At 73.8% G+C, this 26,695-nt stretch carries 27 protein-coding genes; 6 read left to right on the top strand and 21 right to left on the bottom strand.

What is annotated here, in order from left to right; all coding sequences use genetic code 11:
* Nucleotides 1–87 precede the first annotated feature (87 nt).
* Entirely contained in the window at nucleotides 88–348 is a 261-nt protein-coding gene (locus ACGFX4_RS24515) for a hypothetical protein (RefSeq protein ID WP_393078167.1), read from the top strand.
* A 72-nt stretch (nucleotides 349–420) separates the two neighbouring features.
* Here ACGFX4_RS24515 and hemB read toward each other — a convergent pair whose 3' ends face one another.
* The 7 genes from hemB to ACGFX4_RS24480 form a co-directional block, all read right to left on the bottom strand.
* A complete protein-coding gene (hemB, locus tag ACGFX4_RS24510) occupies nucleotides 421–1,401 on the bottom strand; it encodes a porphobilinogen synthase (RefSeq protein WP_393078165.1) in 981 nt (326 codons plus the stop codon).
* A 39-nt stretch (nucleotides 1,402–1,440) separates the two neighbouring features.
* Nucleotides 1,441–3,063: a uroporphyrinogen-III synthase gene (locus tag ACGFX4_RS24505; RefSeq protein ID WP_393078162.1), complete on the bottom strand. Its 1,623-nt coding sequence runs from the start codon at nucleotides 3,061–3,063 to the stop codon at nucleotides 1,441–1,443.
* On the bottom strand, nucleotides 3,060–4,034 hold the full coding sequence (gene hemC, locus ACGFX4_RS24500) for a hydroxymethylbilane synthase (protein ID WP_393078341.1): 975 nt from the start codon (nucleotides 4,032–4,034) through the stop codon (nucleotides 3,060–3,062). Before hemC ends, ACGFX4_RS24505 begins: the two co-directional genes overlap by 4 nt.
* A gap of 41 nt (nucleotides 4,035–4,075) precedes the next feature.
* The gene (locus tag ACGFX4_RS24495; protein ID WP_393078159.1) at nucleotides 4,076–5,458 is read right to left on the bottom strand and encodes a glutamyl-tRNA reductase; all 1,383 of its coding nucleotides are present in this window, start codon (nucleotides 5,456–5,458) and stop codon (nucleotides 4,076–4,078) included.
* Between the two features lie 34 nt (nucleotides 5,459–5,492).
* Nucleotides 5,493–6,356: a redox-sensing transcriptional repressor Rex gene (locus ACGFX4_RS24490; RefSeq protein ID WP_345697707.1), complete on the bottom strand. Its 864-nt coding sequence runs from the start codon at nucleotides 6,354–6,356 to the stop codon at nucleotides 5,493–5,495.
* A 101-nt stretch (nucleotides 6,357–6,457) separates the two neighbouring features.
* A complete protein-coding gene (locus tag ACGFX4_RS24485; protein ID WP_393078156.1) occupies nucleotides 6,458–7,135 on the bottom strand; it encodes an exonuclease domain-containing protein in 678 nt (225 codons plus the stop codon).
* Between the two features lie 136 nt (nucleotides 7,136–7,271).
* Nucleotides 7,272–7,547, bottom strand: coding sequence for a glutaredoxin family protein (locus ACGFX4_RS24480; protein ID WP_393078154.1), 276 nt, complete (start codon nucleotides 7,545–7,547; stop codon nucleotides 7,272–7,274).
* 93 nt (nucleotides 7,548–7,640) lie between these two features.
* On the opposite strand from ACGFX4_RS24480, the gene ACGFX4_RS24475 reads away from it, so the two are divergent.
* The 3 genes from ACGFX4_RS24475 to ACGFX4_RS24465 all read left to right on the top strand — a co-directional run bounded on the left by ACGFX4_RS24475 (nucleotide 7,641) and on the right by ACGFX4_RS24465 (nucleotide 11,399).
* Nucleotides 7,641–8,597, top strand: coding sequence for an HAD family hydrolase (locus ACGFX4_RS24475; protein ID WP_393078151.1), 957 nt, complete (start codon nucleotides 7,641–7,643; stop codon nucleotides 8,595–8,597).
* A gap of 480 nt (nucleotides 8,598–9,077) precedes the next feature.
* Complete coding sequence (locus ACGFX4_RS24470) at nucleotides 9,078–9,956, top strand: ECF subfamily RNA polymerase sigma factor, BldN family (RefSeq protein WP_393078148.1); 879 nt, start codon at nucleotides 9,078–9,080, stop codon at nucleotides 9,954–9,956.
* Nucleotides 9,957–10,211: 255 nt separating this feature from the next.
* On the top strand, nucleotides 10,212–11,399 hold the full coding sequence (locus ACGFX4_RS24465) for a DUF5667 domain-containing protein (RefSeq protein WP_393078146.1): 1,188 nt from the start codon (nucleotides 10,212–10,214) through the stop codon (nucleotides 11,397–11,399).
* A 46-nt stretch (nucleotides 11,400–11,445) separates the two neighbouring features.
* On the opposite strand, the gene ACGFX4_RS24460 is transcribed toward ACGFX4_RS24465, so the two are convergent.
* The 9 genes from ACGFX4_RS24460 to proC form a co-directional block, all read right to left on the bottom strand.
* Entirely contained in the window at nucleotides 11,446–12,450 is a 1,005-nt protein-coding gene (locus ACGFX4_RS24460) for a lysophospholipid acyltransferase family protein (protein WP_393078144.1), read from the bottom strand.
* Nucleotides 12,451–12,457: 7 nt separating this feature from the next.
* Entirely contained in the window at nucleotides 12,458–13,540 is a 1,083-nt protein-coding gene (locus ACGFX4_RS24455; RefSeq protein ID WP_393078141.1) for an NAD-dependent epimerase/dehydratase family protein, read from the bottom strand.
* 142 nt (nucleotides 13,541–13,682) lie between these two features.
* Entirely contained in the window at nucleotides 13,683–13,781 is a 99-nt protein-coding gene (locus ACGFX4_RS24450) for a 30S ribosomal protein bS22 (protein ID WP_003948845.1), read from the bottom strand.
* A gap of 125 nt (nucleotides 13,782–13,906) precedes the next feature.
* Nucleotides 13,907–14,116 (bottom strand): helix-turn-helix domain-containing protein, encoded by a 210-nt coding sequence (locus tag ACGFX4_RS24445; protein ID WP_253796863.1) that lies wholly within the window; start codon nucleotides 14,114–14,116, stop codon nucleotides 13,907–13,909.
* A gap of 127 nt (nucleotides 14,117–14,243) precedes the next feature.
* Nucleotides 14,244–15,143, bottom strand: coding sequence for a phosphatase (locus tag ACGFX4_RS24440; protein WP_393078138.1), 900 nt, complete (start codon nucleotides 15,141–15,143; stop codon nucleotides 14,244–14,246).
* On the bottom strand, nucleotides 15,140–16,327 hold the full coding sequence (locus ACGFX4_RS24435) for an acetoin utilization protein AcuC (protein WP_393078135.1): 1,188 nt from the start codon (nucleotides 16,325–16,327) through the stop codon (nucleotides 15,140–15,142). Before ACGFX4_RS24435 ends, ACGFX4_RS24440 begins: the two co-directional genes overlap by 4 nt.
* Nucleotides 16,328–16,344: 17 nt before the next feature.
* Nucleotides 16,345–17,556, bottom strand: a complete 1,212-nt coding sequence (locus ACGFX4_RS24430) for an MFS transporter (protein ID WP_393078133.1) — start codon at nucleotides 17,554–17,556, stop codon at nucleotides 16,345–16,347.
* Between the two features lie 97 nt (nucleotides 17,557–17,653).
* Nucleotides 17,654–18,307, bottom strand: a complete 654-nt coding sequence (locus ACGFX4_RS24425; protein WP_393078130.1) for an HAD family hydrolase — start codon at nucleotides 18,305–18,307, stop codon at nucleotides 17,654–17,656.
* A gap of 42 nt (nucleotides 18,308–18,349) precedes the next feature.
* Nucleotides 18,350–19,171 carry a pyrroline-5-carboxylate reductase gene (gene proC, locus ACGFX4_RS24420; protein WP_345697719.1) on the bottom strand — a complete coding sequence of 274 codons (822 nt, stop codon included), beginning with the start codon at nucleotides 19,169–19,171 and terminating at the stop codon, nucleotides 18,350–18,352.
* A gap of 191 nt (nucleotides 19,172–19,362) precedes the next feature.
* Between proC and ACGFX4_RS24415 the strand changes: the two genes are divergently transcribed.
* Nucleotides 19,363–19,794 (top strand): hypothetical protein, encoded by a 432-nt coding sequence (locus ACGFX4_RS24415; protein ID WP_393078128.1) that lies wholly within the window; start codon nucleotides 19,363–19,365, stop codon nucleotides 19,792–19,794.
* A gap of 115 nt (nucleotides 19,795–19,909) precedes the next feature.
* The gene (locus ACGFX4_RS24410; RefSeq protein ID WP_393078125.1) at nucleotides 19,910–21,163 is read left to right on the top strand and encodes a hypothetical protein; all 1,254 of its coding nucleotides are present in this window, start codon (nucleotides 19,910–19,912) and stop codon (nucleotides 21,161–21,163) included.
* Between the two features lie 7 nt (nucleotides 21,164–21,170).
* Here ACGFX4_RS24410 and ACGFX4_RS24405 read toward each other — a convergent pair whose 3' ends face one another.
* From ACGFX4_RS24405 to ACGFX4_RS24385, 5 genes are all read right to left on the bottom strand, one after another.
* Nucleotides 21,171–21,689, bottom strand: coding sequence for a hypothetical protein (locus tag ACGFX4_RS24405; RefSeq protein ID WP_393078123.1), 519 nt, complete (start codon nucleotides 21,687–21,689; stop codon nucleotides 21,171–21,173).
* Nucleotides 21,690–21,730: 41 nt separating this feature from the next.
* Complete coding sequence (ilvD, locus tag ACGFX4_RS24400) at nucleotides 21,731–23,575, bottom strand: dihydroxy-acid dehydratase (protein ID WP_393078121.1); 1,845 nt, start codon at nucleotides 23,573–23,575, stop codon at nucleotides 21,731–21,733.
* A gap of 84 nt (nucleotides 23,576–23,659) precedes the next feature.
* Nucleotides 23,660–24,415: a class I SAM-dependent methyltransferase gene (locus ACGFX4_RS24395; protein ID WP_393078118.1), complete on the bottom strand. Its 756-nt coding sequence runs from the start codon at nucleotides 24,413–24,415 to the stop codon at nucleotides 23,660–23,662.
* Nucleotides 24,416–24,470: 55 nt separating this feature from the next.
* Nucleotides 24,471–25,304, bottom strand: a complete 834-nt coding sequence (locus ACGFX4_RS24390) for a sugar phosphate isomerase/epimerase family protein (RefSeq protein WP_393078338.1) — start codon at nucleotides 25,302–25,304, stop codon at nucleotides 24,471–24,473.
* A 398-nt stretch (nucleotides 25,305–25,702) separates the two neighbouring features.
* Nucleotides 25,703–26,659, bottom strand: coding sequence for a Ppx/GppA family phosphatase (locus ACGFX4_RS24385; protein ID WP_393078115.1), 957 nt, complete (start codon nucleotides 26,657–26,659; stop codon nucleotides 25,703–25,705).
* Nucleotides 26,660–26,695 lie beyond the last annotated feature (36 nt).

Raw genomic sequence — 26,695 nt, 5'->3', positions numbered from 1 at the left:
CGGCGGCGGCGCGTGCTCCGCTCAGGCGGGCCCGCCGTGTGATCACGTGTAGTGACAGTCTTTCACCAGAGAGGATCACTGATTCTGATGAAGAGCATGCTGGGCAAGGCCGTTCTGACCTCGGTCGTCGCGCTCGCGACGATCGGCGTCGCCGCTCCCGCCTACGCCCACGTGGCGACCGGCGGCGGGCAGGAGGGCGTGGCCACCGCCGACGAGCCCTTCGTCGCGGGCCACTGGGCCGGCTTCGCCGAGACCAGCCACATCTTCGCGGCCGGCCACGGCTGGGGCTGGGCGACCTCCACCGCGGTCGGTGGCGGCCAGGAGGGCATCGTCGTCATCGACGACTGATCCCCGCATCGCACGACGGAGGGCCGGGACACCGATCGGCGTCCCGGCCCTCCGTCGTGCGATGCGGGGGTGCTACCCGATCATCCGGGCGGCCTCGACCGCCCAGTAGGTGAGGATCTGCTCGGCGCCCGCGCGGCGGATCGAGGTGAGGGTCTCCAGGATGGTCCGCTCCCGCTCGATCCAGCCGTTGGCGGCAGCCGCCTCGACCATCGCGTACTCGCCGGAGATCTGGTACGCGGCGACCGGGACCGGCGAGCGGTCGGCGACCTGGCGCAGCACGTCCAGGTACAGCATGGCCGGCTTCACCATCACCAGGTCGGCGCCCTCGGCGAGGTCCAACTCCAGCTCGCGCAGGGCCTCGCGGGCGTTCGCCGGGTCCTGCTGGTAGCTCTTGCGGTCGCCCTTGAGCGAGGAGTTGACCGCCTCGCGGAACGGGCCGTACAGCGCCGACGCGTACTTCGCGGTGTACGCGAGGACGGCGACGTCCTGGTGGCCCGCCTCCTCCAACGCCCGCCGGATCACGCCGATCTGACCGTCCATCATGCCGGACGGGCCGACCATGTGGACGCCCGCCTCGGCCTGGACGACCGCCATCTCGGCGTAGCGGGCCAGGGTGGCGTCGTTGTCGACGCTGCCGTCCTCGGCGAGCACGCCGCAGTGGCCGTGGTCGGTGAACTCGTCCAGGCACAGGTCGGCCATCACCACGAGCTCGTCGCCGACCTCGGCGACCACGTCGCGGATCGCCCGCTGCAGGATGCCGTCGGGGTTGGTGCCCTCGGAGCCGACCGCGTCCTTGAGCTCCGGCAGGCCGAACAGCATGATGCCGCCGACCCCCGCCTCCGCCGCCTCGACGGCGGCCCGCCGCAGGCTGTCCCGGGTGTGCTGGACCACGCCCGGCATGGAGCCGATCGGGTTCGGCTCGCTGATGTCCTCGCGGACGAACGCGGGCAGGATCAGCTCCGCCGGGTGCAACCTGGTCTCCGCGACCAGCCGGCGCACGGCGGGGGTCGTCCGCAGGCGGCGCGGACGGACGGACGGGAATTCGGCAGGCATGGGATCTCCGAGTGATCGGTCACGCCCCTGACGGGGGCGCTACCTCGCGGCCTTGCGGCGGGAGCCGGGACGGCGCTCGCTGGGGCGGTAGACCGGTTCGCCGGCGGCGGTCGCGGTGTCGCGGCGCTTGGCCCCGAAGTCTGCCAGAGCCTGCGCGAGCGCCGAGGCCGACGGGGCCGGGGCCATCACGTCGACCCGCAGGCCGTGCTCCTCGGCGGTCTTCGCGGTGGCCGGCCCGATGCAGGCGATCACGGTGACGTTGTGCGGCTTGCCGGCGATGCCGACCAGGTTCCGCACGGTGGACGACGAGGTGAAGAGCACCGCGTCGAAGCCGCCGCCCTTGATCGCCTCGCGGGTCTCGGCCGGCGGCGGCGAGGCGCGCACGGTCCGGTACGCGGTCACGTCGTCGACCTCCCAGCCGAGTTCGACCAGGCCGGCGACCAGGGTCTCGGTGGCGATGTCGGCACGCGGCAGCAGGACGCGGTCGATCGGGTCGAAGACCGGGTCGTACGGCGGCCAGTCCTCCAGCAGGCCGGCGGCGGACTGCTCGCCGCTGGGCACCAGGTCGGGCTTGACGCCGAAGTCGACCAGGGCCTGCGCGGTGGTCTCGCCGACCGCGGCGACCTTGATGCCGGCGAAGGCGCGGGCGTCGAGCCCGTACTCCTCGAACTTCTCCCGGACCGCCTTGACGGCGTTGACCGAGGTGAAGGCGATCCACTCGTAGCGGCCGGTGACCAGGCCCTTGATGGCGCGCTCCATCTGCTGCGGGGTGCGCGGGGGCTCCACCGCGATGGTGGGCACCTCCTGCGGCACCGCGCCGTACGAGCGCAGTTGCTCGGACAGGCCGTGGGCCTGCTCCTTGGTGCGCGGGACGAGGACGTTCCAGCCGAACAGCGGCTTGGTCTCGAACCACGAGTGCGAGGCGCGGTGGGCGACCTGCTCGCCCACCACGGCTATCACCGGCGTCGCCGGGTCGACCGGGGCCGAGACCGGCGAGGGCAGCACCCGGGCGGCCTTGAGGTCGGCGGCGATGGTGGCCAGCGTGGAGGTGAAGGTGCGCTGGCGGGTGGTGGTGCCGGAGAGGGTCGCCGACAGCGCCGCGTCGGGCTTGCGGCCGCACGCCACCAGGGCGTTGGCGGTCGCGGGCAGCTGGCCCAGGGTGGTGCGGACGACCAGGGTGGTCTCGGGGGCGCCGAGGTCGACCGGCTGGCCGGCCAGCAGCGCGCTCGCGTCGACGAAGCGCAGGTCGGCGCCGTGGCCGCCGCGCAGCGGGACGCCCGCGTAGGCGGGCACGCCGACCGACTGGGCGACGCCCGGGATCAGCTCGAACGGGATGCCGGCCGAGGCGCAGCAGAGCATCTCGTCGGCGGCGCAGCCGTCCAGGCCGGGGTCGCCGTCGATGGTGCGGACCACGTGCTTGCCGGCCCGGACGGCGTCCGCGACCAGCCCGGCGACGTCGAGGGCGGGGTCCTCGGCGGGGTGGTGGACGGTCACGCCGGCCGGGCAGTGGGTGCGCACGGCGGCGGCGGTCATCGGGTCGGCGATCAGCACGTCCGCGGTGGAGAGCACGTCGACCGCGCGGAGGGTGAGCAGCCCGGGGTCGCCGGGACCGGCACCCAGGAAGGAGCAGCGGCCGGCAGCCGGAACAGGATTAGCGGTCATCGAACTCGCTCCCCCATCAGGTTGGCCGCGCCGGCTGCGAGCAGCCGGGCGGCGAGGGCGCGGCCCAGGGCGGCGGCCTGCTCCTCGGCGGCCTCGTCCTGGACGATCGGGCCGTTGGCGGTCATCTTCAGCAGGGTGGCGCCGTCGACGGTGCCGACCACGCCCTCCAGCCGCAGCTCGGTTCCGGTCCAGCCGGCCAGCGCGGCGACGGGCGCCGAGCAGCCGGCCTCCAGGGCGGCGAGCAGGGCCCGCTCGGCGACCACGGCGGCCCGGGTGGGCAGGTGGTCGAGGGCGGCGAGCCGCTGGGCGAGCGCGGGGTCGACGCACTCGACGGCGAGGGCGCCCTGGCCGGGGGCCGGGAGCATCAGCTCGGGGTCGAGGTGCTCGGTGATCTCGGTGGAGCGGCCGAGGCGGTTGAGGCCGGCGGTGGCGAGCACCACCGCGTCCAGTTCGCCCTTGGCGACGTAGCCGATCCGGGTGTCGACGTTGCCGCGGATCGGGACGGTCTCTATCGCGGCGCCGTTGGCGGCGGCCCAGGCGTTGAGCTGGGCCATCCGGCGCGGGGAGCCGGTGCCGATCCGGGCGGGGTGCCCGGCGAGCTTCTCGACGAGCTGCTCCAGGGCGAGGCCGTCGCGGGCGACCAGGGCGTCGCGGACGTCCTCGCGCTCGGGGACGGCGGCCAGCAGCAGCCCGGCGGGGGCGGCGGTGGGCAGGTCCTTGAGCGAGTGGACGGCGAGGTCGATCCGGCCTTCGAGGAGCGCGTCGCGCAGGGCGGAGACGAAGACGCCGGTGCCGCCGATCTGCGCGAGGGCCTCGCGGGAGGTGTCGCCGTAGGTGGTGATCTCGACCAGCTCGACGGGGCGGCCGGTGACCCGGGTCACCTCCCGGGCGACCATGCCGGACTGGGCCATGGCGAGTGCGCTGCGGCGCGTGCCGAGCCGCAGGGGCGTCACTGACTCTTGACCGTTCATGAGGGGATCGTCCTGGTCGTGCTGGTGGGCGGACTGGTGGTTCATCTGGCTGCTCCGGTGGGAGCGGTGCCGGACTGGGCGGCGGGAATGCCGCCTGCCGGGATCGACATCCCGGCCTGACTGCCGACCGGGGTGCCGGAGACAGCCTGCACTGCCGCGGGGTCCAAGTCGAACAGTTCGCGCAGCGCCTCCGCGTAGGAGGCGCCGCCGGGCTCGGCGGCGAGCTGCTTGACCTTGACCGTCGGCGCGTGGAGGAGCTTGTCGACCACCCGCCGGACGGTCTGGGCGATCTCCGCGCGGGAGCGCTCGTCCAGGTCGGGGAGGCGGGACTCGAGCCGGCCGAGCTCGCCGGCGACCACGTCGGAGGCCATCGAGCGGAGCGCGACCACGGTCGGGGCGATCCGGGCGGCGCGCTGGGCCTGGCCGAAGGCGGTGACCTCGTCGGCGACGATCCGGGAGACCGCGTCCACGTCGCCGGCGCCGGGGGTGGCGGCGTGCGCGTGGGAGAGGCTCTCCAGGTCGACCAGCAGGGCGCCGGGCAGGCCGTGCACGGCGTGGTCGACGTCGCGCGGCATGGCGAGGTCGAGGAAGGCCAGCGGGGCCGCGGCGGTGCGCTGGGCGATCGCGGCGGCCACCTCGGTGGCGCTGATCACGGTGCCGGCCGCGCCGGTGCAGGAGACCACCAGGTCGACGTCGGCGAGCGCCTCGGGGACCTTGGCGAAGTCCAGCGTCCGGGCGCCGCCGCCGAGGATCTCGGCGAGCCGCTCGGCGCGGACGGCCGTCCGGTTGGCGATCAGCAGGTCGTGCACACCGGCCCGGGCCAGGGTGGCGGCGGCCAGCGAGCTCATCGAGCCGGCACCGACCACCAGGGCGCGCTTGCCGGCGATCTCGCCGGCCCCGGCGGCGACCTGCTCCAGGCCGAAGGTGACCAGGGACTGGCCGGCCCGGTCGATGCCGGTCTCGCTGTGGGCGCGCTTGCCGACCCGCAGGGCCTGCTGGAACAGCTCGTTGAGGCCGCGGCCGGCGGTGTGCTCGTCCTGCGCCTTGGCGAGGGCGTCGCGCAGCTGGCCGAGGATCTGGCCCTCGCCGACGACCATCGAGTCCAGGCCGCAGGCCACCGAGAAGAGGTGGTGGACGGCGCGGTCCTCGTAGTGGACGTACAGGTGCGGGGTGAGCTCCTCCAGGTCGACGCCGCTGCGGGCGGCGAGCAGCTGGGAGAGCTCGGCGACGCCGGCGTGGAACTTGTCCACGTCCGCGTAGAGCTCGATCCGGTTGCAGGTGTTGACCAGGGCGGCCTCGGCGACCGTCGCGCTGGCGGCGGCGTCGTGCAGCAGGCGCGTCGGGGTCTCGCCGGTGAGCGCGGCGCGCTCCAGCACGCCGACCGGCGCGGTCCGGTGGCTCAGCCCGACTACGAGCAAACTCATGACTGCCCCCCTGCTGCGGTACAGGAATTGTGCTTCACGCCGGCATCACCGCGGAGATGTCGCCGTCCGGGCCCTTGCCCGACTTGCCCTTGCCCGCGTCGGACTTGGCGGTACCGCCCGCGGCGCGGCGCAGTTTGGCCGCGGCGGCGCGGACCGGGCCGGGGGCGCGGTCGAGGACGGAGTCGCCGGAGGTGGGCTCGTCGCCGGCCTTGCGCTGCTCGTGGAAGGCGAGGATCTGCAGCTCTATCGACAGGTCGACCTTGCGCACGTCGACACCGTCGGGGACGGTCAGCACGGTCGGGGCGAAGTTCAGGATGCTGGTCACGCCGGCCTCCACCAGCCGGTCGCAGACCTGCTGGGCGGCGCCGGGCGGCGTGGTGATCACGCCGATCGACACGTGCTGGGAGGCGACGATCTCCTCCAGCTCGTCCATGTGCCGCACCGGCAGCCCGGCGGCGGTGCTGCCGACCACGGCCGGGTCGGCGTCCAGCAGGGCGGCCACCCGGAAGCCGCGGGAGGCGAAGCCGCCGTAGTTGGCGAGCGCGTGGCCGAGGTTGCCGATGCCGACGATGACGACCGGCCAGTCCTGGGTGAGGCCGAGCTCGCGGGAGATCTGGTACACGAGGTACTCGACGTCGTAGCCGACACCGCGGGTGCCGTACGAGCCGAGGTAGGAGAAGTCCTTGCGCAGCTTGGCGGAGTTCACGCCGGCGGCGGCGGCCAGTTCCTCGGAGGAGACGGTGGGCACCGAGCGCTCCGACAGGGCGGTCAGCGCCCGCAGGTACAGCGGCAGCCGGGCCACGGTCGCCTCCGGGATGCCCCGGGCACGCGAGGGACGGCGCGCGGCGCCCGAGTCGGGCGTCTGCGGAGAGCTGGGTGAGGGTCGGCCGATTGCCACGGTGCTCCTGTGGGTGAAGCTGGGCTTGGACAGCCAGGCTATGCGTTTGTGAACGTGTGCACAAAGATGGTGTCCGATTTGTCCCTGCACAGTGACACGCATCACTCGCCACCGGCCGTGCTCGCCAGCCGGCCCGCCGGCCGGACACCGGGCAGCCACGGCCCGGCCGGCAGCGCCCGGCTCAGCACCGGGACCTGCCCCTCGCCGTCGAGCGAACGGGCCCGGCCCAGCCGCGGCCACGGCACCGCGGCCGCCACCGGCAGCTCGGCGGGCGGGCCCGCCTGCGCGTCCAGGCAGTGCCGCAGCAGCCCCGCGGCGGCCCGCGCGTCACCGAGCGCGGTGTGCGCCGGGTACCAGCCCAGGCCGGCCGCCCGGACGCACGCGGCCAGGCCCCAGCCGCCCGCCTCGGGCAGCAGCTCGCGGGCCAGCCGCATGGTGCACAGCAGCGGGACGGCGGGCAGCACCACCCCGATCCGGGCGAACTCCCGGTCCAGGAAGGCGTGGTCGCAGGTCACGTGGTGGCCGACCAGCACCCGGCCGGCCAGCAGGTCCAGCAGCTCCGGGGCGAGCTCGCGAAAGCGCGGGGCGCCGACCACGTCCTCCTGCGCTATCCGGTGCACGTGGGTCGGGCCGACCGGCCCCAGCGGGTCGACCAGCGAGGAGAACTCGCCCTCCGGCCGCAGCCCGTCGTCCAGCAGGACGACGGCGATCTCGACCACCCGGTGGCGCCACGGGCTCCGGCCGGTGGCCTCGACGTCGACGACGGCATAGCCGGGCATCGCGCCCTCCTCTGCAGGCAGCCCCCGGCGGACAACAAACGGGTTAGATCGTAAGCCCACCATTCAGGAAGTCGTAAGAATCCCGTCAGCTTCGTGAGCAACCCCACTCCGGGGCCGGGAAGCCGGGGCCCGGGGGCTACGCGCCGAGGGCGGTGCGCAGGCGCTTCTCGTCGACCCGCCAGAAGTCGTGCTGGCGGCCGTCGACCAGGGTGACCGGGATCTGCTCCCAGTACTTCTCGTACAGCTCCTCGTCGGCCAGGATGTCCTTCTCCTCGAAGGAGGTGCCCAGCTCCCCGGTCACCTTGAGGATCACCGCACGGGCCTCGTCGCACAGGTGGCAGCCCGGCTTGCCGATCAGCGTCACGGTGGACTCGGCCGGGTTCTTCTTCTCACGTCGCAGCAGGCTCACCACCCCATTCTGCCCGCCCGGCCGCCGCGCACCGTTAACCCTGCCTGCACGCCGCCGTCACGGGATCCACCTGCCCGGCTGGCTATGCTCGGTGCCATGGCCGCGCTGCGAAGGCTCACCCAGGCAAGGCGTTCCCCCGACGAGCGGACCGCACTGGCGGGCGAGGCCGCCGCCGAGGCGGCCGAGGCGGGCCTGGAGACGGCACCGGCCTCCGAGGCGGCACCGGCCGCCAAGGCCCCGCGCGCGCCCGCCGAGGACCACACGCCGACCCCGGGCGACCCGCGGGCCGCCGCGTTCTTCGACTGCGACAACACCATCCTGCGCGGCGCCGCGATCTTCTACCTCGGCGTCGGCCTGTACCGCCGCCGGTTCGTCACCCGCCGCGACGTCGCCCGCTTCGTCTGGCAGCAGGCGTGCTTCCGGCTGCGCGGCTCGGAGGACCCGGCGCACATCGCCGACGCGCAGGACACCGCGCTCTCGCTGGTGGCCGGGAAGCGCACCGCGGACCTGGAGCAGATCTGCGAGGAGATCTTCGAGCCGGTGCTGGCGGAGAAGATCTGGCCGGGCACCCGCGCCCTGGTGCAGATGCACCTGGACGCGGGCCAGCGGGTCTGGCTGGTGACCGCCGCCCCGCAGGAGGTGGCCCGGATCATCGCCCGCCGGCTCGGCATGACCGGCGCGCTCGGCACCGTCGCGGAGACCGCGGACGGCGAGTACACCGGCCGGCTGGTCGGCGGACTGCTGCACGGCCCGGCCAAGGCGGCCGCGGTGCAGGCGCTGGCCCGCCGCGAGCAGCTGGACCTGGCCCGGTGCGCGGCGTTCAGCGACTCGGCGAACGACATCCCGATGCTCGGCCTGGTCGGCCACCCGTACGTGATCAACCCGGACGCGGCGCTGCGCCGGCACGCCCGCGCGATGGGCTGGCGGGTGCGGGACTTCCGGACCGGCCGCAAGGCGGCCCGGGTCGGACTGCCGGCCGCCGCCGGACTGGGCGTGGCGGCCGGCGCGGCCGCCGTGCTGCTCGCCCAGCGCCGCCGCCGGGCCGCCGTCTGAGCCACGCTCGGGCCACCCGCCGGGCCGCCGCCCGAACCCCCGTCAACCTGCGGCGATCCGATCCACCCCGACGGTGATTCGGACTCACACCAAGGCGTGAACCGGGGCACCCCGACGGGTACTTCGAATCGGACCGCCGGTGACCGGAACTGATCGTTCGACGTCTCGGGAAAGTCGGGGGTTGCGAAGCGCCAAGGCTGGGAAACCGGCGCCCCCGCAGCGAAATCGGTCACACCGTGCGCACAGACGATCACGTTGAGCCGGATGGATGGCGGCAAATTCGATCAGTGACAGGTGAATATGCGCAAGAAGTGGACCTCATCCGACCACTTCGACCACAGGGTGTAGCTGTCATTGCACAAAGCGTTATTCTCTCCTGGACGCACGCCACCCGCGCGTCCCCGCTGACGAGGGGTCGGGAGTGTGCTCTCCGCGCCGGCGGAGGTGAATCCCGTCCACAGTTCTGCCTCTGGGAGTCCCGTGTACCCACCCGTCCGGAACGACGCGCCAGCCACCTCCCGCCCGTCGACCGCCACCCTGCGCCGCGGTGCGAGCCTGGAGCGACTGTGGGCCGCGATCCGCGAGTTCGAACTCCTGGCCCCCCAACCCGCCGTGGCCGGCGCCGCGTTCGTCAGCCCCGTCACCGTCCGCCCGCAGCTCCCCGGCGTCCTGCAGCGCTCCACCACCACCGGCACGTCCTCCGGCACCTCCGCCGGCTCCGCGACGGGCCGCGGCCGCGCCACCACCGTCGGCTCCCCGCGCACCCGCGCCCGGACGGCCCCCACCGGGCCGGGCACCGGCACCGAGACCGAGCACAACCCGATCGTCGACCTGGTCGAGCGCGCCCAGAACGGGGAGAGCGAGGCCTTCGGCCGGCTCTACGACCACTACGCCGACACCGTCTACCGGTACATCTACTACCGGGTCGGCAGCCGGGCCACCGCCGAGGACCTGACCAGCGAGACCTTCCTGCGGGCGCTGCGCCGGATCGGCACCTTCACCTGGCAGGGCCGGGACTTCGGCGCCTGGCTGGTCACCATCGCCCGCAACCTGGTCGCCGACCACTTCAAGTCCAGCCGCTTCCGGCTGGAGGTGACCACCGGCGAGATGCTCGACTCCAACGAGTGCGAGCGCAGCCCGGAGGACTCCGTGCTGGAGTCGCTCTCCAACGCCGCACTGCTGGAGGCCGTCCGGCGGCTCAATCCGCAGCAGCAGGAGTGCGTCACCCTCCGCTTCCTGCAGGGCCTCTCGGTCGCCGAGACGGCACGGATCATGGGCAAGAACGAGGGCGCCATCAAGACCCTCCAGTACCGCGCCGTCCGCACCCTGGCCCGGCTGCTGCCGCCCGACGCCCGGTGACCGCGTGATCCGGACCGCAATATCCGACGGACCGTCACCGGCCTTCCGGCACGCACACGTGCGGGTGAAGAGGCGGTCACATGATCAGAGCTGCGTAACCGACCGCCGACACCGCTCGTTGGCCAGCGTGCAGTCCGCCACCGGGTCTTCAGTCAAGTGGGATCCAGACCTGTCACCCGATGGTGTGGTTTCGGCCAGCCGGGGCAACCGTCCGGCCGGCCACGGTGTCGAACACGACGAAGGGAGGTGTGGCCCGTGACGGCAAACGTGCTGGAGCACCGGCGGGCGAAGTCCTTCGCCGAGGCGCTGGAGGCCCACCAGGCTGAGAACGGGAGCACCGGCTCGCACCGGGCCGGCTCCACCGCGATGGCCGAGCTGTTCGCCATCGCCGACTCGCTCGGCGCACTGCCCGAGCCCGAGCTGAGCCCCGAGGTACGGACGGTCCAACGCGCTCAGTTGATGGCCGCGTTCGAGCAGGAGTGGGCCGGTGGCGGGGCCGCGTCGGCCGTGCCCAAGCAGCGCGGCCACCGGGCCGCCCGGGCCCGCCGCACCCGCTGGAGTCGCCGCCTGGTGATCGGCGGCCTGGTCGGCGCCGTCGCCGTCGGCAGCTTCGCCGGCGCCGCCGCCGCGGCCGGCAACGCGCTGCCCGGGGACGCGCTGTACGGCATGAAGCGCGGGCTCGAAGGCCTCCGCCTGGACTGGGCCGACTCCGACGCCGAGCGCGGCGCCCTGCTCCTGCAGCAGGCCTCCACGCGGCTCGACGAGGCGCAGTCCCTGCTCAACCGGGACGGCTCGCCGACCGCGCTCAGCCCCGGCACCGTGGAGCAGGTCCGCCGCGCGCTCGACGACATGCACGCCGAGGCGCTGCGCGGCCGCGACCTGCTGCGCTCGGTGTACCGGTCCAACGGCTCGCTCGCCCCGATGCAGAAGCTGGCCAGCTTCGCCGGCGGCCAGGACCCGCGCTGGACGGCGATGCAGAGCCGGCTCCCGTCCGGTCTGGCCACCCAGGCCGGCAAGGTCGACCGCCTCTTCGAGGACATAAGCGAGGACGTCGCGCCCCTCCGCCTGGAGCAGCCCACCGGCACGACCGGTGGCTCCGGCGGAGGGACGGGCGGCGCCCAGCAGTCCCCCGGCACCACCGACGGCACCGGCACCACGGCGGGGACGGGCACCCAGCGCGGCGGCCCCGGCTCCGCGCCGACCTCGCACGGCACCGGCACCACGTCCGGGACGGGCACCGCGCCGTCGACCGCGCCGGGCCTCGGCTCGGTCCTCAACCCACTGACCGGTCCGCTGACCGGCGGCGGCGCCACGCCGAGCCCGTCGGCCGGCGCGCAGGACGCGGGCTCCAGCCCTTCGGGCACGGCCTCGCCGGAGCCCCAGCAGGGCCTGAACATCCCGCCGCTGATCCCGGGCCTGCTGCCCGGTCTCACCCTGGGTTAGCGGAACGCCCGTCGGAACGCCCCGCCCCCGGCGGGGCGTTTCCGTCTCAGAAGAAGACCGACCGGCGCTGCACCAGCAGCTTGTAGAGCGTGTGCTGGATCGTCTCCCGGACCTGGTCGGTGAGGTTGAAGACCAGCATCGGGTCGTCCGCCGCCTCCGGCGGGTAGCCGTCGGTCGGGATCGGCTCGCCGAAGCGGATGGTCCACTTCGTCGGCAGCGGCACCGCCCCGAGCGGCCCCAGCCAGGGGAAGGTCGGCGTGATCGGCACGTACGGCAGGCCCAGCAGCCGGGCCACCGACTTGAGGTTCCCGATCATCGGGTAGGTCTCCTCCGCCCCGACGATCGAGCAGGGCACGATCGGCACCCGGGCCCGCAGCGCCGAGGCGACGAAGCCGCCGCGGCCGAAGCGCTGCAGCTTGTACCGCTCGCTGAACGGCTTCCCGATGCCCTTGAAGCCCTCCGGCCAGACGCCGACCACCTCGCCGCGCTCCAGCAGCGCCTGCGCGTCCTCGTTGCAGGCCAGGGTGTGCCCGGCCTTGCGGGCCAGCTCGTTGACCACCGGGAGCAGGAAGACCAGGTCGGCGGCGAGCATCCGCAGGTGCCGCTGCGCGGGGTGGTGGTCGTGCACGGCGACCTGGGTCATCAGGGCGTCCAGCGGGACGGTCCCGGAGTGGTTGGCGACGATCAGGACGCCGCCCTCGGCGGGGATGTTCTCGATGCCCTGCACGTCGACCCGGAAGTACTTCTCGGCGAGCGGCCGCAGCAGCGAGAGGAAGACCTCCTCGGTCAGCTCCTGGTCGAAGCCGAACTCGTCGACCTCGTAGTCGCCGGTGATGCGGCGCCGCAGGAAGCCGAGCCCGCTCGCGGCCCTGTCCTCCCAGCCCTTGCCGAACACCTTCTCCGCGGTCGCGCCGAGCCGGCCGGCGAGCGCGCCGCCGACCGCGTCGGCGATCCGGTCGGCGAGGTCGGGCCCGGGCGCGTGCCAGCTGGGCGCGGACTCGATCGGGATCACCTTCGCCGCACCGGCGGCCTGCTCCCTGGCGGCGGTCATCGCGTCCTCAACTCCTGGTCCGGGAAGGGCCGGTAGGGCGGTCGGTCGGGGGGTCGGTGCGGGGGGTGTCGCCGAGCAGCCCGGCGATCCGGTCGGTGACGGCGGTCAGCCGCTCGGGCGGCAGCAGGCCGGTGCGCTGCGCGGCGGCGAAGTCCGCGAAGGCCTCGGCGGTGCTGAACGCCGGCGTGTAGCCGAACGTGCCGCGCAGCTGGGAGGTGTCCACCACCCGGCCGTGGGTGAGCAGTTGGAGCTGCTCGTGGGACATGTCGGCGAGCCGGGTCTGCCGGACCAGGCCGGCCACCACGCCGAGCGCGGGCCGCAGCAGCGGGACGGTGGGCCGGCCGAGCCGGCGGGCGCACTGGGAGAGCAGCAGGACGCCGTCCCCGGCGACGTTGAAGGTCCCGGTGTTGCTGGTGCCCGGCCGCGGGTCGAGCGCGGAGCGGCGGAGCACCTCGACCGCGTCGTCCTCGTGGACGAACTGCAGCCGGGGGTCGAAGCCGAGCACGGTGGGCAGCAGCGGCAGCGCGAAGTACGCGGCGAGCGGGGTGTCACCGGCCGGGCCGACGATGTTGGCGAAGCGCAGCACGGTCACCGCGACGTCGGGGCGGCGGCGGGCGAAGCCGCGGACGTAGCCCTCGACCTCGGCGGCGTCCTTGGCGAAGCCGCCGGCGGGCAGGTCCTTGGGCTGCATCCGCTCGCCGAACACGGCGGGGTCGCGCGGCGCGGAGCCGTACACGGCGGTGGTGGACTTCACCACCAGGCGCCGCACCCCGGGGGCCTTCTGGCAGGCGCCGAGGAGCTGCATGGTGCCGATGACGTTGGTCTCCTTGACCGCGGCGCGGCCGCCGTGGCCGGTGGCGCTCACGTTGAGGTGGACCACGGTGTCGACGTCGTGCTCGGCGATCACCCGCGCGACGGCGGGGCGCCGCAGGTCGACCGTGGCGAGGTGCACCTTGGCGGGCAGCTCGGCGGCGGGCGGCTGGAGGTCGACGCCGACCACCCGGTCGACGCCCGGGTCGGCGGCGATCTCGGCGGCGAACCGTGCCCCGAGGTTCCGGGCCACACCGGTGACGAGCACGACCTTGCCCACGTTCCCGGATCCTCCTCGCGCTCGGCTCCCGACCTGCACCGTACCGCGTCACCGTTTCGCCGGTGGAAACGCCACTGCCCGCCCCGGAGGTTTCTCCGGAACGGGCAGTCGCTGACACCTAGGACGCGAGGCGCCGTGGGTGCTACTTCTTGTTGCGACGCTGCACGCGAGTGCGCTTCAGAAGCTTGCGGTGCTTCTTCTTGGCCATACGCTTGCGACGCTTCTTGATGACAGAGCCCACGGAACATTCCTCGCTCACTCGGACCCGCGCCCGTGAGAGACGGGAGTCCATACGACTGACGGAGGCCTTAGCCTACCCTCCACGCCGCGTTTGCCGTAATCGGTGCCCCCGGTTACGTGTCCGGCCTACGCGCTCTGCAACCTCACGTAGGACTCCTCCAGGTACTCGTGGACCTTCTGCTCGGGCACGCGGAAGGAGCGGCCGACCCTGATGGCCGGAAGCTCACCGCTGTGTACCAACCGGTACACCGTCATCTTGGACACCCGCATGACAGCGGCCACTTCGGCCACGGTCAGAAAGACGACATCCTGCAGAGGGCGCTCGCCGGAACTCATGACCTCACCCGACCCTTTTCCGTGTGTGCAAGGCACCGGCTTCCCCTCCGGTGACTCCACCGGCACACGCGTATCCCCAGAGTAGTTATGCGTGGTACGGGTGGGAAGAGGGAGTCCGCGGGTCCTTCTACGGTGCGAGATCCGCCCGTTGCAGTACGTAGTCGCTCAGCGGTCTGTAGCAGGCGGGCGCAGACCCGTCGTCCACCGGCACCACCACGGCGACCGTGCCCTCCTCCTCCGCGGCGAACGGGGCGACGTCGTTGCAGTCGGCGAGGCCGCCCGCGGGGATGCCGAGGCGGCCGGCCCCGCAGAGCCAGCCGTGGTCGCCCAGTACCAGGTCGGGCGGGGGGTGCCCGGCGTCGGCGAGGGCGGCCAGGGTGAGCCGGACCGGCTGCGGGGAGTGGGTGTGGCGCAGGTCCCCGGCCGCCGTTCCGCCGCGGCCGCGGGCGCCGCCGGACGGCCGGCCGGCGAACTCCGGGTAGCCGTCCAGGTCGCGGATCACGGTCACCGGGCCGACCGCGTCGGTGATCCGGCCCCGCTCGCCCTCGGGGGTGGGCTCACGGAAGCGCAGACCGCGCACCGGGGCGTGCACCCGGCACCCGGCTGCTTCGAGCGCCCGCACGAGCGCCCCGTGGAAGCCGGGCAGCTTCTGCGGGTGCCCGGTGCCGGCCAGCACGGTGCCGCGGGCGTCGGCGGTGGCCCGGAGCAGCGCGGCGAGGCGGTCCAGGGCGTCCAGGGTGCGTTCGGGGTCGATGGTGTCGGGCCCCTCGGTGTACCGGGGGTCGGGGTCGACGCCGACCCTGGCCGCCATCATCGCGAGGACGGCGGCCTCGTCCCAGCGGCGCTCGGGGTCGAGGCCCATCAGCGCCTTGGGGTCGGCCTGCGCGAAGAGCCGGTAGTGGCGCAGGTTGTTCTGCCGGGGCGTGGGGACCTCGGGGCCGGCCAGCCGGGTGCGCAGCAGGTGGTCGCGCAGCGCGTCGCGGGTGATCGGCGGGCGGCCGGCCGAGGTGCGGCCCGGGGCGGTCACGGGATCAGCCCGTGGTGCGGGAGGACGGCCCGGCGGGCGGCCAGGATCGCCTGGTCGAGGCGGTCGCCGGGGTCGTAGCCGCCGTCGTGGAAGTCCTTCCAGTCGGGGGTGGCGCCGTCGGTCATCCGCAGCGGTGCCTGCTGCCGGGTGAGCCGGTAGACCTCGGCGCGCCACTCCTCGGGGGTCTCGGTGGCCGGGTCGACGGGTCGGCCGGCGGCGGTGGCGACCAGGTGCGTCCAGGCTCTGGGGACGACGTCCACCACCGCGTACCCGCCGCCGCCGGTGGCGATCCAGCGGCCGTCGGCGTGCTCGTGGGCGAGCCGGTGGATCGACTCGGCGATCACCCGCTGGGCGTCCAGCGACACCGCGAGGTGGGCCAGCGGGTCCTCGACGTGGGTGTCGGCGCCGTGCTGGGTGACCAGGACCTGGGGGCGGAAGGCGGCGAGCAGCTCGGGCACCAGCGCGTGGAAGGCGCGCAGCCAGCCCGCGTCGCCGGTGCCGGCCGGGAGCGGCAGGTTGGCAGCGGTGCCGGGGGCGTCCGGGCCGCCGGTCTCGGTGGACCAGCCGGTCTGCGGGAACAGCGTGGCGGGGCTCTCGTGGAGCGAGACGGTGAGCACCCGGGGGTCGTTCCAGAACGCCTGCTGCACGCCGTCGCCGTGGTGGACGTCCACGTCGACGTAGGCGACCCGCTCGGCGCCGAGCTCCAGCAGGCGGGCGATGGCGAGCGCCGGGTCGTTGTAGATGCAGAAGCCGGACGCGGTGTCCGGCATGGCGTGGTGCAGGCCGCCGGCGAAGTTCACCGCGTGCGGGGTCTCGCCGCGCCAGACCGCCTCGGCGGCGGCGACCGACTGACCGGCGATCAGCGCGGAGGCCGTGTGCAGGCCGGGGAACGTCCAGTTGTCGTCGGTGCCGAGGCCGTGCGGGGCGTCCTCGCCCGCCGGGTCGGCGGCGACCCGCTTCACGGCCTCGATGTACCCGGCGCTGTGCACCAGCCGCAGCGTCGACTCCCCGGCGGCCGGCGCCGACCGGACGGTGACCGCCGGGTCCCGGGCGAGGCCCAGGGACTCCACCAGCCGCATGGTCAGGGCCAGTCGGGTCGGGTCCATCGGGTGGCCCGGACCGAAGTCGTACGCGGTCGCGGCCTCGTCCCAGAACAGTTGCAGGGCACAGCGGGTGTCCACCATGGGCCCCACGCTATCGGTCAGGCCACGCTCTGCGCTGCGCGCTCCTCGTCACGCTCGGCCGCGGTCGGCTCCGGGGCGAAGTACCCGCCCAGCGGGACGATCGCCAGGATCAGCACCATCGGCGCGAGGAACGCCCAGCGGTAGGAGCTGGCGTCGGCGATCGCGCCGACCAGCGGGGAGCCGATCAGGAAGCCGACGTAGTTGAACAGGTTGAGCCGGGCCACCGCCGCGTCGGAGTCGTGCGGGAACAGCCGCCCGCCCGCGGCGAACACCTGCGGGATGATCGCGCAGATGCCGAAGCCCAGCAGCGTGAAGCCGAGGATGCCCGCCCAGGTGCCGGGCGCGGCCGCCGCGACCGCGAAGCCGGCGGCCGCCAGCATCGCCCCGCCGCGGACCACCGGCACCGCGCCGAACCGCTGGACCGCCCGGTCGCCGAGCGCCCGGCCGAGCAGCATCGCCACCATGTAGCCCAGGTAGGACAGCTTGGCGAGGTCCTCCGGGCTGTTCAGCCCGTCGGTGAGGTACTTGACGCTGTAGTTGGAGACCGAGGCGTCGGCGATGTACGCGAACGCCATCGCCAGGCAGAGCGGCAGCAGCGGCTTCCACGGGATCGAGCGGGCGGCGGCCTCGGCGGCCTCCCGGACGGCGTCGCCCAGTTCGGCCGGCCCGGCGAACCAGCGGCCGGCCACCAGCGCGGCGGGGATCAGCACCACCGCCGCGCCGCCGAACAGGGTCGGCAGGCCCAGGTGGTAGTGCGCGCCGAGACCGGCGACCGCGGCGCCGAGGATGCCGCCGAGGCTGAACGCGGCGTGGAAGCCGAGCATGATCGAGCGGCCGTAGCGGTGCTGCAGGCCGACCCCGAGCATGTTCATCGAGGCGTCGAGGGCGCCGACCAGCAGGCCGAACAGGCCGAGCGCGAGGGCGAGCGCCCACAGCCGGTCGCCGAAGCCGGCCAGGGCGAGGGCGGCGCAGACCGCCGGCTGCACGACCCGCAGCACGCCGCGGGCGGTGGTCCGCTTCACCACCCACTCGGAGGTGATCGAGCCGACGCCGGCCAGGATCGGCACCGCCGCCAGGAAGACCGGCAGCAGCGAGTCGCTGAGCCCGTACCGGTCCTGGATCTCCGGGATGCAGGTGACCAGCAGGGCGAAGGTGGTGCCCTGCAGCAGGAAGCTCACCGCCAGCGCGGCGCGCGCCTGCTTCAGGCGTCCGGTGATCTCTGCCTGCATCGCCGACCTCGCTCACCACCGGCGCTACCCGCCGGTACGAAAAGTGTTGGCGCGAGCGTAGGCGTTCGGCGCGTCCGGCGGGAGGGGGTCGGAGCGATCAGTTCGCCAGCAGCCGCAGGACGTCGGCGAGGTCGGTGAACAGCCCGGTCGCGCCCGCGCCGGTCAGCCTGGCCGGGTCGGTGAGCGCCGCGTAGCCGTACACGTCCATGCCGGCCGCGCGGGCGGCGAGCACGCCGTTGCGGCTGTCCTCCAGCACCAGGCAGCGCTCCGGGGCGACGCCCATGGCGCGCGCGGCGTGCAGGAACAGGTCCGGGGCGGGCTTGCCGACGCCCACGTCCTGGGCGCTGAAGACCAGGTCGTCGGTGAAGTACGGGTCCAGGGCGGTCAGGCGGTGGGCGGTGCGGATCCACGCGTGGTGCGCGGAGGACGCCACGCAGTACCGGACGCCCTGCTCGCGCAGCGTCTTCAGCAGGGTGTCCGCCCCGCGGACGGGCGTCAGCTCCGCCTCGAACGCGGCGAACACCCGGGCGTGGAACAGCTCGTCGAACCCCTCCGGCAGGGTGGCGCCGTAGCGCTCGCCGATCACGTCGTGCACGGTGTGCGCGGCGCAGCCCATGAAGTCCCGATAGGAGTCCTCGACCGAGGTGGGGTACCCGAGTTCGGTCAGGTACTCGGCCAGCACCCGGTTGGAGATGGGCTCGCTGTCCACCAGGACGCCGTCGTTGTCGAAGACCACCAGCTCGTAGCTCACCCGGCCGAGCCTAGTACCCCGCCGGGTGGGCCCCGGGTGCGGCTACTTGCCGCCGGTGGCGAGCTCGCGGGAGCGGTCGCGGGCGGCTTCGAGGGCGCCGAGCATCGCGGCGCGCACGCCGTGGTTCTCCAGCTCGCGGATGGCGGCGATGGTGGTGCCGGCCGGCGAGGTGACCGCCTCGCGGAGCTTGACGGGGTGTTCGCCGGAGTCCCGGAGCATGATCGAGGCGCCGACCGCGGACTGCACGATCAGCTCGTGCGCGACCTGCCGGGGCAGGCCGAGCAGGATGCCGGCGTCGATCATCGCCTCGACGAGGAAGTAGAAGTACGCGGGCCCGGAGCCGGACAGCGCGGTGGCGGCGTCCTGCTGGCTCTCGGGGACGCGCAGCGCCTTGCCGACCGAGCGGAAGATCTCCTCGGTGCGGGCGAGGTGCGCCTCGGCCGCGTGCGAGCCGCCGGAGATCACGCTCATGCCCTCGTCGACCAGGACCGGGGTGTTGGGCATGACGCGGACGACCGGCGTGCCGGCCGCGAGGCGGGCCTCGAACCAGGTGGTGGGGATGCCCGCGGCCGCGGAGACGACCAGCTTGTCGGCGGCGACGTGCGGCGCGAGTTCGTCGAGCAGGGCGCCCATGTCCTGCGGCTTGACGGCGAGGATCAGGGTGTCGGCGAGCTTGGCGGCGTCGGCGTTGGTGACCGCGGTGACGCCATACCGGGCGGTGAGTTCCTCGGCGCGTTCGGTCCGCCGGGCGGTGACCATCACGTCGGCGGGCGCCGTGCCGGCCCGGAGCAGGCCGGAGAGCAGCGCCTCGCCGATCTTGCCGGTGCCCAGAAAGGCGATCTTCTGTCCGCTCGTGCTGCTCATGAGCCGCTCTCCTCACGTCCGTTCCTGTCGGCCATCCTCGCACCGGGGGGCCGCGCGGCGCGGATCCGTCCACGGTGCGGGCAGCCGCGCCGGGCCGGACCCCGGCGCTCCCCGTAGGGGGAAAGTCAGGGGTCCGGGCTCTGGTGCCGGGGCCGCCGGGGGCGCACCGTGGAGTCATGGGACACGGTGAAATGTCACGACGTGAGACTCGTCAGGTCGCGGTCGCCTCGGCGACGCTCGGGCCGTGGCGGACGGCCACCGCGGTCGGTGCGGTGGTGGGCGGCGCCGCGCTGGCGGTGGACGTGGTCACGCTCGACTGGGGGCTCGACATCCTGGCCTGGCCGGCCAGCCTCGGCCTGTTCTTCTTCTTCCTGGTGGGGACGGTCGGCGCCCGGCTGCGCAAGGACTCGGGCGACCGGCGGCTGCACCGCTGGATGGCTGAGCACCCGTGGCAGTCGGCGCTGCCGGCCGCCGGGGCGCTGTGGGGGCTGAACACGGTGGCGCTGTGGGTGCTGAGCAGCGCGGGGCTGTTCGAGGCGCTGTTCACCTCGCTGCTGCCGGCCGGCATGCTGCTGGCGGTGGCCGGTGTGGTCGGCTCGGTGAAGCGCTCCCGGAAGGGCTGACGGCGGATCGGGGCGCGACAAAGCGCCCCAATTCCGCACGCACCGAACACTGTTCATCCACAGTGCCCCTCCCCGGTGGAGCGCCTGTCGGCACCGGTCGGCATACTTCCGACCCGTGCCGATAGCCGAAGACCCCGAACCCCGCCCCGCCGCCGAAGACGACCCGTTCGAGGGACTCGTCCTGGACGACGACTTCGTCCGGGGCGCGTCCGTGAAGGAGCCGTCCGGGCGGGCCCGGATGCTCACCGAGAAGTGGAAGCGCCAGCCGCCCGAGGCGGAGCCGTGGCGCCCGGTGACCGAGATCCGGCGCAGTCGCTTCGGCCGCCGGGCCCGCCGGCTGGACGCCTGGGGCAACCCGGTGCGCCGACCGCGCCGGGGCGGGTGGCAGGCGCCGCTGTTCGTCGTGCTGGCCGTGGCGGTGACGCTGGCCGCGCTCAACATCGACAAGCTGCGCGACTGGTACCACTCCGGTGGCGCCCCGGCGTCCTCCGCGCTGCCGTCGGTCGGCCCGGAGACCGCGGCGCCGACCACGGCCGCGCCGAGCGTCGCCCCGGACGTGCCGACCGCCGAGCACCCGTGGGCCGGCTCCCCGGCCGAGGCGTGGCCGGAGGGCGCGGACGCGCTGGTGCTGCCGGAGGCGCAGGCGGTGGGCGTGTTCGGCAAGGACGAGGTCGCCGAGCAGCTGAAGAACGTCAAGGCGTTCCTGGTCGCCGCCAACATCGACCCGGCCACCCTGCACGGCGCGACCCCGCAGTCCGCGCTGGCCCTGCTGGACCGCAAGGACCGGGACTCGGTGGAGAACACCCTCGCCCACCCCTCCGAGGAGAACGACCCGGCCTCGTACTTCAGCCGCTTCAACCCGAAGCTGGCGATCCCGGTCACCGACCGGGTGAAGGTCCAGGGCCGGATCACCTTCGAGAGCGACGGCGACAAGGGCGTGCTGGTGCATACCGACGTCAGCTACGTGTACGCGCTGCGCCCGGGCCCCGAGGTCGGCAAGCAGCAGTCGGCACCGTCCGCCGCGCCGTCGGCCGGCGGGTCGGGCGGGGGCGACGGCGCCAAGCCGGTGTCGCTGCGCGAGGGCACGGCGACCGTGGTCGAGCGGGAGATCGTCCGCCGCCGGCAGGACTTCCGGTTCTACGACCCGGCGCGCTACCAGGTGAAGCGCGGCAAGCTGGTACTGGACCGCGGCTACAGCGACTTCGCCAACAACGTGTGCGCGATGGGCAGCGGCTACCTGGAGACCGACTTCCCGACCAGCGCGCCGACGGGCAGCCCGGAGCCCAAGGACGGGTCCACCACCGACCCGTACGACCGCTCGAAGCCGCTGGAGCAGCACGACGGCTGCGGCACCATCACCCGCAGCTGACCCGCGGTCAGCTCCGGCGCTTCTTCCCGCCGCTCCGTCCGTTCCGGGCGGAGCGGCGGCGCTCCCAGGTCGCGGTGGCCTGGTCGTGGACGGCGCGCTGCAGGCCCTCGCCGGGGGCCTCGACCAGGCTGCGCAGGAAGTACGCGGCGAGCGCGCCGACGAAGCCGATCGCCCAGACCGCGCCCAGCGACCGGTCGGCCGTCCAGCCGCTCAGCGACTGCCGGCCCTCGGTGAGGATCTTCCAGTTCCGAAGCCCGGCCATCGCCGAGCAGACCGCGATCCCGCCGATCAGCAGCGCGTCGACCAGCGACCCGGCGTCGGACATCTGCACGCCCTGGACGGCGAACCGCAGCAGGAATGCCCCGGCAACGGTGGCGATCAGCGCGCCGAGCGCGACGGCGACGCGGCGCAGCCAGTAGTCGGTGCCGTGCTCCACCCAGCTGGTGCCGAACCAGCGGATCGGCTCCGGCGCGGGTGCGCCGTCACGGTCGGTCTTCGGGGTGCTCTGCTCGTCCACGTGTCCCATTGTCACCGGGTGGACGGGCAGAGCCCCCGTACGGCGTGTCGTCAGCCGAGCTTGGAGACGTCGCGGACGGCGCCCTTGTCGGCGGAGGTGGCCATCGCGGCGTACGCCTTGAGCGCGGCGCTGACCTGGCGGTCGCGGTTCTTCGGGCGGTAGCCGCCCTCGGACTCCAGCTGGAGCCGGCGCTCGTGCAGCTCCTCGAAGGAGACGTCGAGGCTGATGGTGCGGGCGGGGATGTCGATGGTGATCGAGTCGCCGTCCTCGACCAGGGCGATGGCGCCGCCGGAGGCCGCCTCGGGCGAGATGTGCCCGATGGACAGGCCCGAGGTGCCGCCGGAGAAGCGGCCGTCGGTGATCAGCGCGCAGGCCTTGCCCAGGCCCCGGCCCTTGAGGAACGAGGTGGGGTAGAGCATCTCCTGCATGCCCGGGCCGCCCTTGGGGCCCTCGTAGCGGATGACGACGACGTCGCCCTCCTTGACCTGCTTGGTGAGGATCTTCTCGACCGCCTCGTCCTGCGACTCGCAGACCACGGCCTTGCCCTGGAAGCGCCAGATCGACTCGTCCACGCCGGCGGTCTTCACCACGCAGCCGTCCTCGGCGATGTTGCCGTACAGCACGGCCAGGCCGCCCTCGACCGAGTAGGCGTGCTCGACGCTGCGGATGCAGCCCTTGGCGGCGTCGGTGTCCAGGGTGTCCCAGCGCTCGGACTGGCTGAACGCCTCGGCGGAGCGGACGCAGCCGGGGGCGGCGTGCCACAGCTCGACGGCCTCGGCGGACGGGGAGCCGCCGCGGACGTCCCAGGTCTTCAGCCACTCGTCCATCGAGGCGGAGTGCACGGTGGAGACGTTCTCGTTGAGCAGGCCACCGCGGTACAGCTCGCCCAGGATGGCGGGGATGCCGCCGGCCCGGTGCACGTCCTCCATGTAGTACGAGCCGTTCGGCGCGACCTTGGACAGGCACGGCACCTTGCGGGAGATCGCGTCGATGACGCGCATGTCGAAGTCCAGCTCGGCCTCCTGGGCGGCGGCGAGCAGGTGGAGGATGGTGTTGGTGGAGCCGCCCATCGCGATGTCGAGGGCCACGGCGTTCTCGAACGCGGCGCGGGAGGCGACGGCGCGCGGCAGCACCGAGGCGTCGTCCTGCTCGTAGTAGCGCTTGGTGATCGCCACGACGGTCTCGCCGGCGGCCTCGTACAGGTCCTTGCGGGCGGTGTGGGTGGCCAGCACCGAGCCGTTGCCGGGGAGGGCGAGGCCGATCGCCTCGGTCAGGCAGTTCATCGAGTTCGCGGTGAACATGCCGGAACACGAGCCGCAGGTCGGGCAGGCGTTCTCCTCGATGATCGCGATGTCCTCGTCGGAGACGTTCTCGTTCACCGCCTGGGAGATCGCGTCGACCAGGTCCAGCTTGCGGACGGTGCCGTCGACCAGCACCGCCTTGCCGGCCTCCATCGGGCCGCCGGAGACGAACACGGTCGGGATGTTCAGGCGCAGCGCGGCCATCAGCATGCCCGGGGTGATCTTGTCGCAGTTGGAGATGCAGATCAGGGCGTCCGCGCAGTGCGCGTTGACCATGTACTCCACGCTGTCGGCGATCAGGTCGCGGGACGGCAGCGAGTAGAGCATGCCGTCGTGGCCCATCGCGATGCCGTCGTCCACCGCGATGGTGTTGAACTCGCGCGGGATGCCGCCGGCGCGCTTGATCGCCTCGGAGACGATCCGGCCGACCGGCTGCAGGTGGGTGTGGCCCGGCACGAACTCGGTGAAGGAGTTGGCCACCGCGATGATCGGCTTGCCGAAGTCCTCGCGGGCTACGCCGGCCGCGCGCAGAAGGGCGCGCGCGCCCGCCATGTTGCGACCCTGGGTGACCGTGTTCGACCTCAGCTGGGGCATTCCGACCGCTCCTTCGGAGACTATCCGTGTCAGTCGAGCCTACGCCCCCGGTCCCGCCCGGCGGACACGCTGTCCGCGATGCGGTCAGGCCCGGCCCGCCACGAACAGGTCCAGCACGTACGGCTCGGTCAGCACCCCGTCCGGGAACTCGGCGAGCAGCGCCGCCCGCTCCGCGGCCAGCACCGGCGCCCGCCGCTCCTCGGTGAGCACCGCGAAGTACGAGCGCGAGGTCAGGTCGGTCAGGTGGCTGTCCACCGTGACCTGCCGCTCCCAGTGCAGGGTGACGTGCTCCACCGCCAGGCCGGCCGCGGTCAGCTGCTCGGCGCCGGCGATCACCCCGCCGTACGCGTGGTAGCTGGGCAGCGCGACGACCAGCCGGTCCTCCTGCGCCTTGATCCAGCCGGTGGCACGGTCCTTGACGTTCCACCACAGAGCGAGCTTTCCACCCGGACGGAGGACCCGCAGGGCCTCCGGGACCGACTTCGCCGGGTCGGTCCAGTGGAAGGCCTGCGCGTAGCCGACCAGGTCCAGCGAGGCGTCGTGGAAGGGCAGCTCGTCGCCGACGCCCTTGACCACCGGGATCCCCGGGCTGACCTGCCGCAGCAGGGCCGCCATCCCCGCGCTCGGCTCCAGCGCCACCACCCGGGCGCCGCGGGCGGCCAGCAGCCGGGTCGCGATGCCGGTGCCGGCGCCCACGTCCAGCACGTCCGCGTCCTTCAGCGGGCGGCCGAGCAGCCGCTCCAGCTCGTCGAACAGCTCCGCCGGGTAGGACGGCCGGGCCGCCTCGTACTGGGCGGCCACCGGGCCGAAGGAGAGCGCGTGCTGCTGGATGTCGGTCATGGTCCCTGGTCCCCCCGTCGGTTCGGGCCCACCCTAGGCGAGGCCGGACGGAATGTCAGGGCCGCTTCGGCCGGTGCGGGGTGGTCAGGTGGAGCCGGGTGAAGGCCAGCGCCTCCGCCAGGTCGGCCTCCCGTTCGGCGGGCGACGCCGAACGGCGGGTGTTGACCTCCAGCACCACGTGCCCGTCGAACGACGACCGGGCCAGCCGCTCCAGCAGCTCCGCGCAGGGCTGCTTGCCGCGGCCCGGGATCAGGTGCTCGTCCTTGCCGGAGCCGCTGCCGTCCGCCAGGTGCACGTGCGCCAGCCGGCCGTCCATCCGGTCGACCATGCCCAGCGCGTCGATCCGCGAGGTCGCCGCGTGGGAGAGGTCGATGGTGAAGTGCCGGTAGTCCTCGTCGGTGACGTCCCAGCCCGGCGCGTACGCCAGCATCTCGCGGTCCCGGTAGCGCCACGGGTACATGTTCTCCACCGCGAAGCGCACCTGGGTCTCCCCCGCCATCCTGGCGATGCCCGTCACGAAGTCCTTGGCGTACTGGCGCTGCCAGCGGAACGGCGGGTGGACCACCACGGTGTCCGCCCCCAGCTTCTCCGCCGCCGCCCGGGCCCGCACCAGCTTGGTCCACGGGTCGGTCGACCACACCCGCTGGGTGATCAGCAGGCAGGGGGCGTGCACCGCCAGGATCGGGACCCGGTGCATGTCGGAGAGCCGCCGCAGCGCCTCGATGTCCTGGCTGACCGGGTCGTTCCACACCATCACCTCGACGCCGTCGTAGCCGAGGCGGCCCGCCAGCTCGAAGGCGATCGCGGTGTTCGCCGGGTACACCGAGGCAGTGGACAGCGCGACCTTGGTGTCCGGGATGTGCAGCGCCGGGTGGGGGGGCAGCACCAGGCGGTCCGTGGTGCGCAGCAGCGGGTCGCGGCGGGCGGGCGCCTTGCGGGCGGTGCGGGCGGTCTTCACCGCCTTCGCGACCTTCTTCACCTGCGCGCTCTTCGCCGCCTTCACCGACCGCGCGGCCTTCGCCACCCGGCCCCGGCCGGCGGCCTGCTCCCCCGGCGCGGCGGGCGCACCCGGCACCGAGGGGGCGCCCGGTGCGGTCCGGCTGCCCTGCTCGTCGCCCGCGGGCGGCGACGGGGCGTGCCCGGGCGCGGCGGTCGCCCGGGGCGTACGGCGCGGACGCGGAGGCCGTGCCTGCCGGCGCCCGGCAGCACGACCCGCTCCGGATGACTCCTCGTCCGCAGGATGGCCCACGCGCACCAGCGTAAGCGGATCCGCCCTCCGCCGAGCGGCTACGTGGTCAGCGCGGGGCGGCGGTCGACCGGGCCGGACATGGTGTCCAGGCGGCGGAGGATGATGCCCTCGCGCAGCGCCCAGGGGCAGATGTCCAGTTCGTCGAGGCCGAAGAGGTCCATCGCGGCGTCGGCGACCAGCGCGCCGGCCAGCAGTTGGCGGGCCCGGCCCTCGGAGACGCCGGGGATCTGGGCGCGCTCGGTGGGCGTCATCGCGGCCAGCCGGGGCAGCCACGCCGACAGCCCGGCCCGGGTGATCTTGCGCGGGACCCGCGCGCCCGCCCCCTCCGGCGCCGCGCCGGTCATCCGGGCGAGCTGCTTGAAGGTCTTGGAGGTGGCGACCGCGTGGTCGGGCGTCCCGATCCGGGCGAATTCACCCACCACCTGGGCGATCTCGGCGCGGATGTCGCGTCTCAGCTCGCGCAGGTCCTCGGGGTCGGCGAGGTCGCCGGGCAGCCGGGCGGTGAGCCGGCCCGCGCCCAGCGGCAGCGAGCACGCGACGTCGGGCTGCTCGTCGATGCCGCAGGCGATCTCCAGCGAGCCGCCGCCGATGTCCAGGTTGAGCAGCCGCCCGGAGGACCAGCCGAACCAGCGGCGGACCGCGAGGAAGGTGAGCCGGGCCTCGTCCTGCCCGGACAGCACCTGGAGCTCGACCCCGGTCTCGGTGGCGACCCGGTTCAGCACCTGCTCGCCGTTGGCGGCCTCGCGCACCGCGGAGGTGGCGAACGGCAGCATCGCCACCACGCCCTTGTCCTCGGCGACCCTTATCGACGAGGCGACCATCGACACCAGTTTGTCGACGCCGACCTCGGTGATCGCCCCCCGCTCGTCGAGCAGCTCGGCGAGGCGCAGCTCGGCCTTGTGCGAGTACGCGGGCAGCGGGGCAGCACCGGGGTGGGCGTCCACCACGAGGAAGTGGACGGTGTTGGAACCTACGTCGAGCACACCGAGTCGCATAACCGTCCACGCTAACCGATCGGTGACCGCTCACCT

The organism is Kitasatospora sp. NPDC048365 (assembly GCF_043200835.1).
GTDB lineage: Bacteria > Actinomycetota > Actinomycetes > Streptomycetales > Streptomycetaceae > Kitasatospora > Kitasatospora terrestris.
This window is presented reverse-complemented; position numbering and strand designations above follow the sequence as displayed.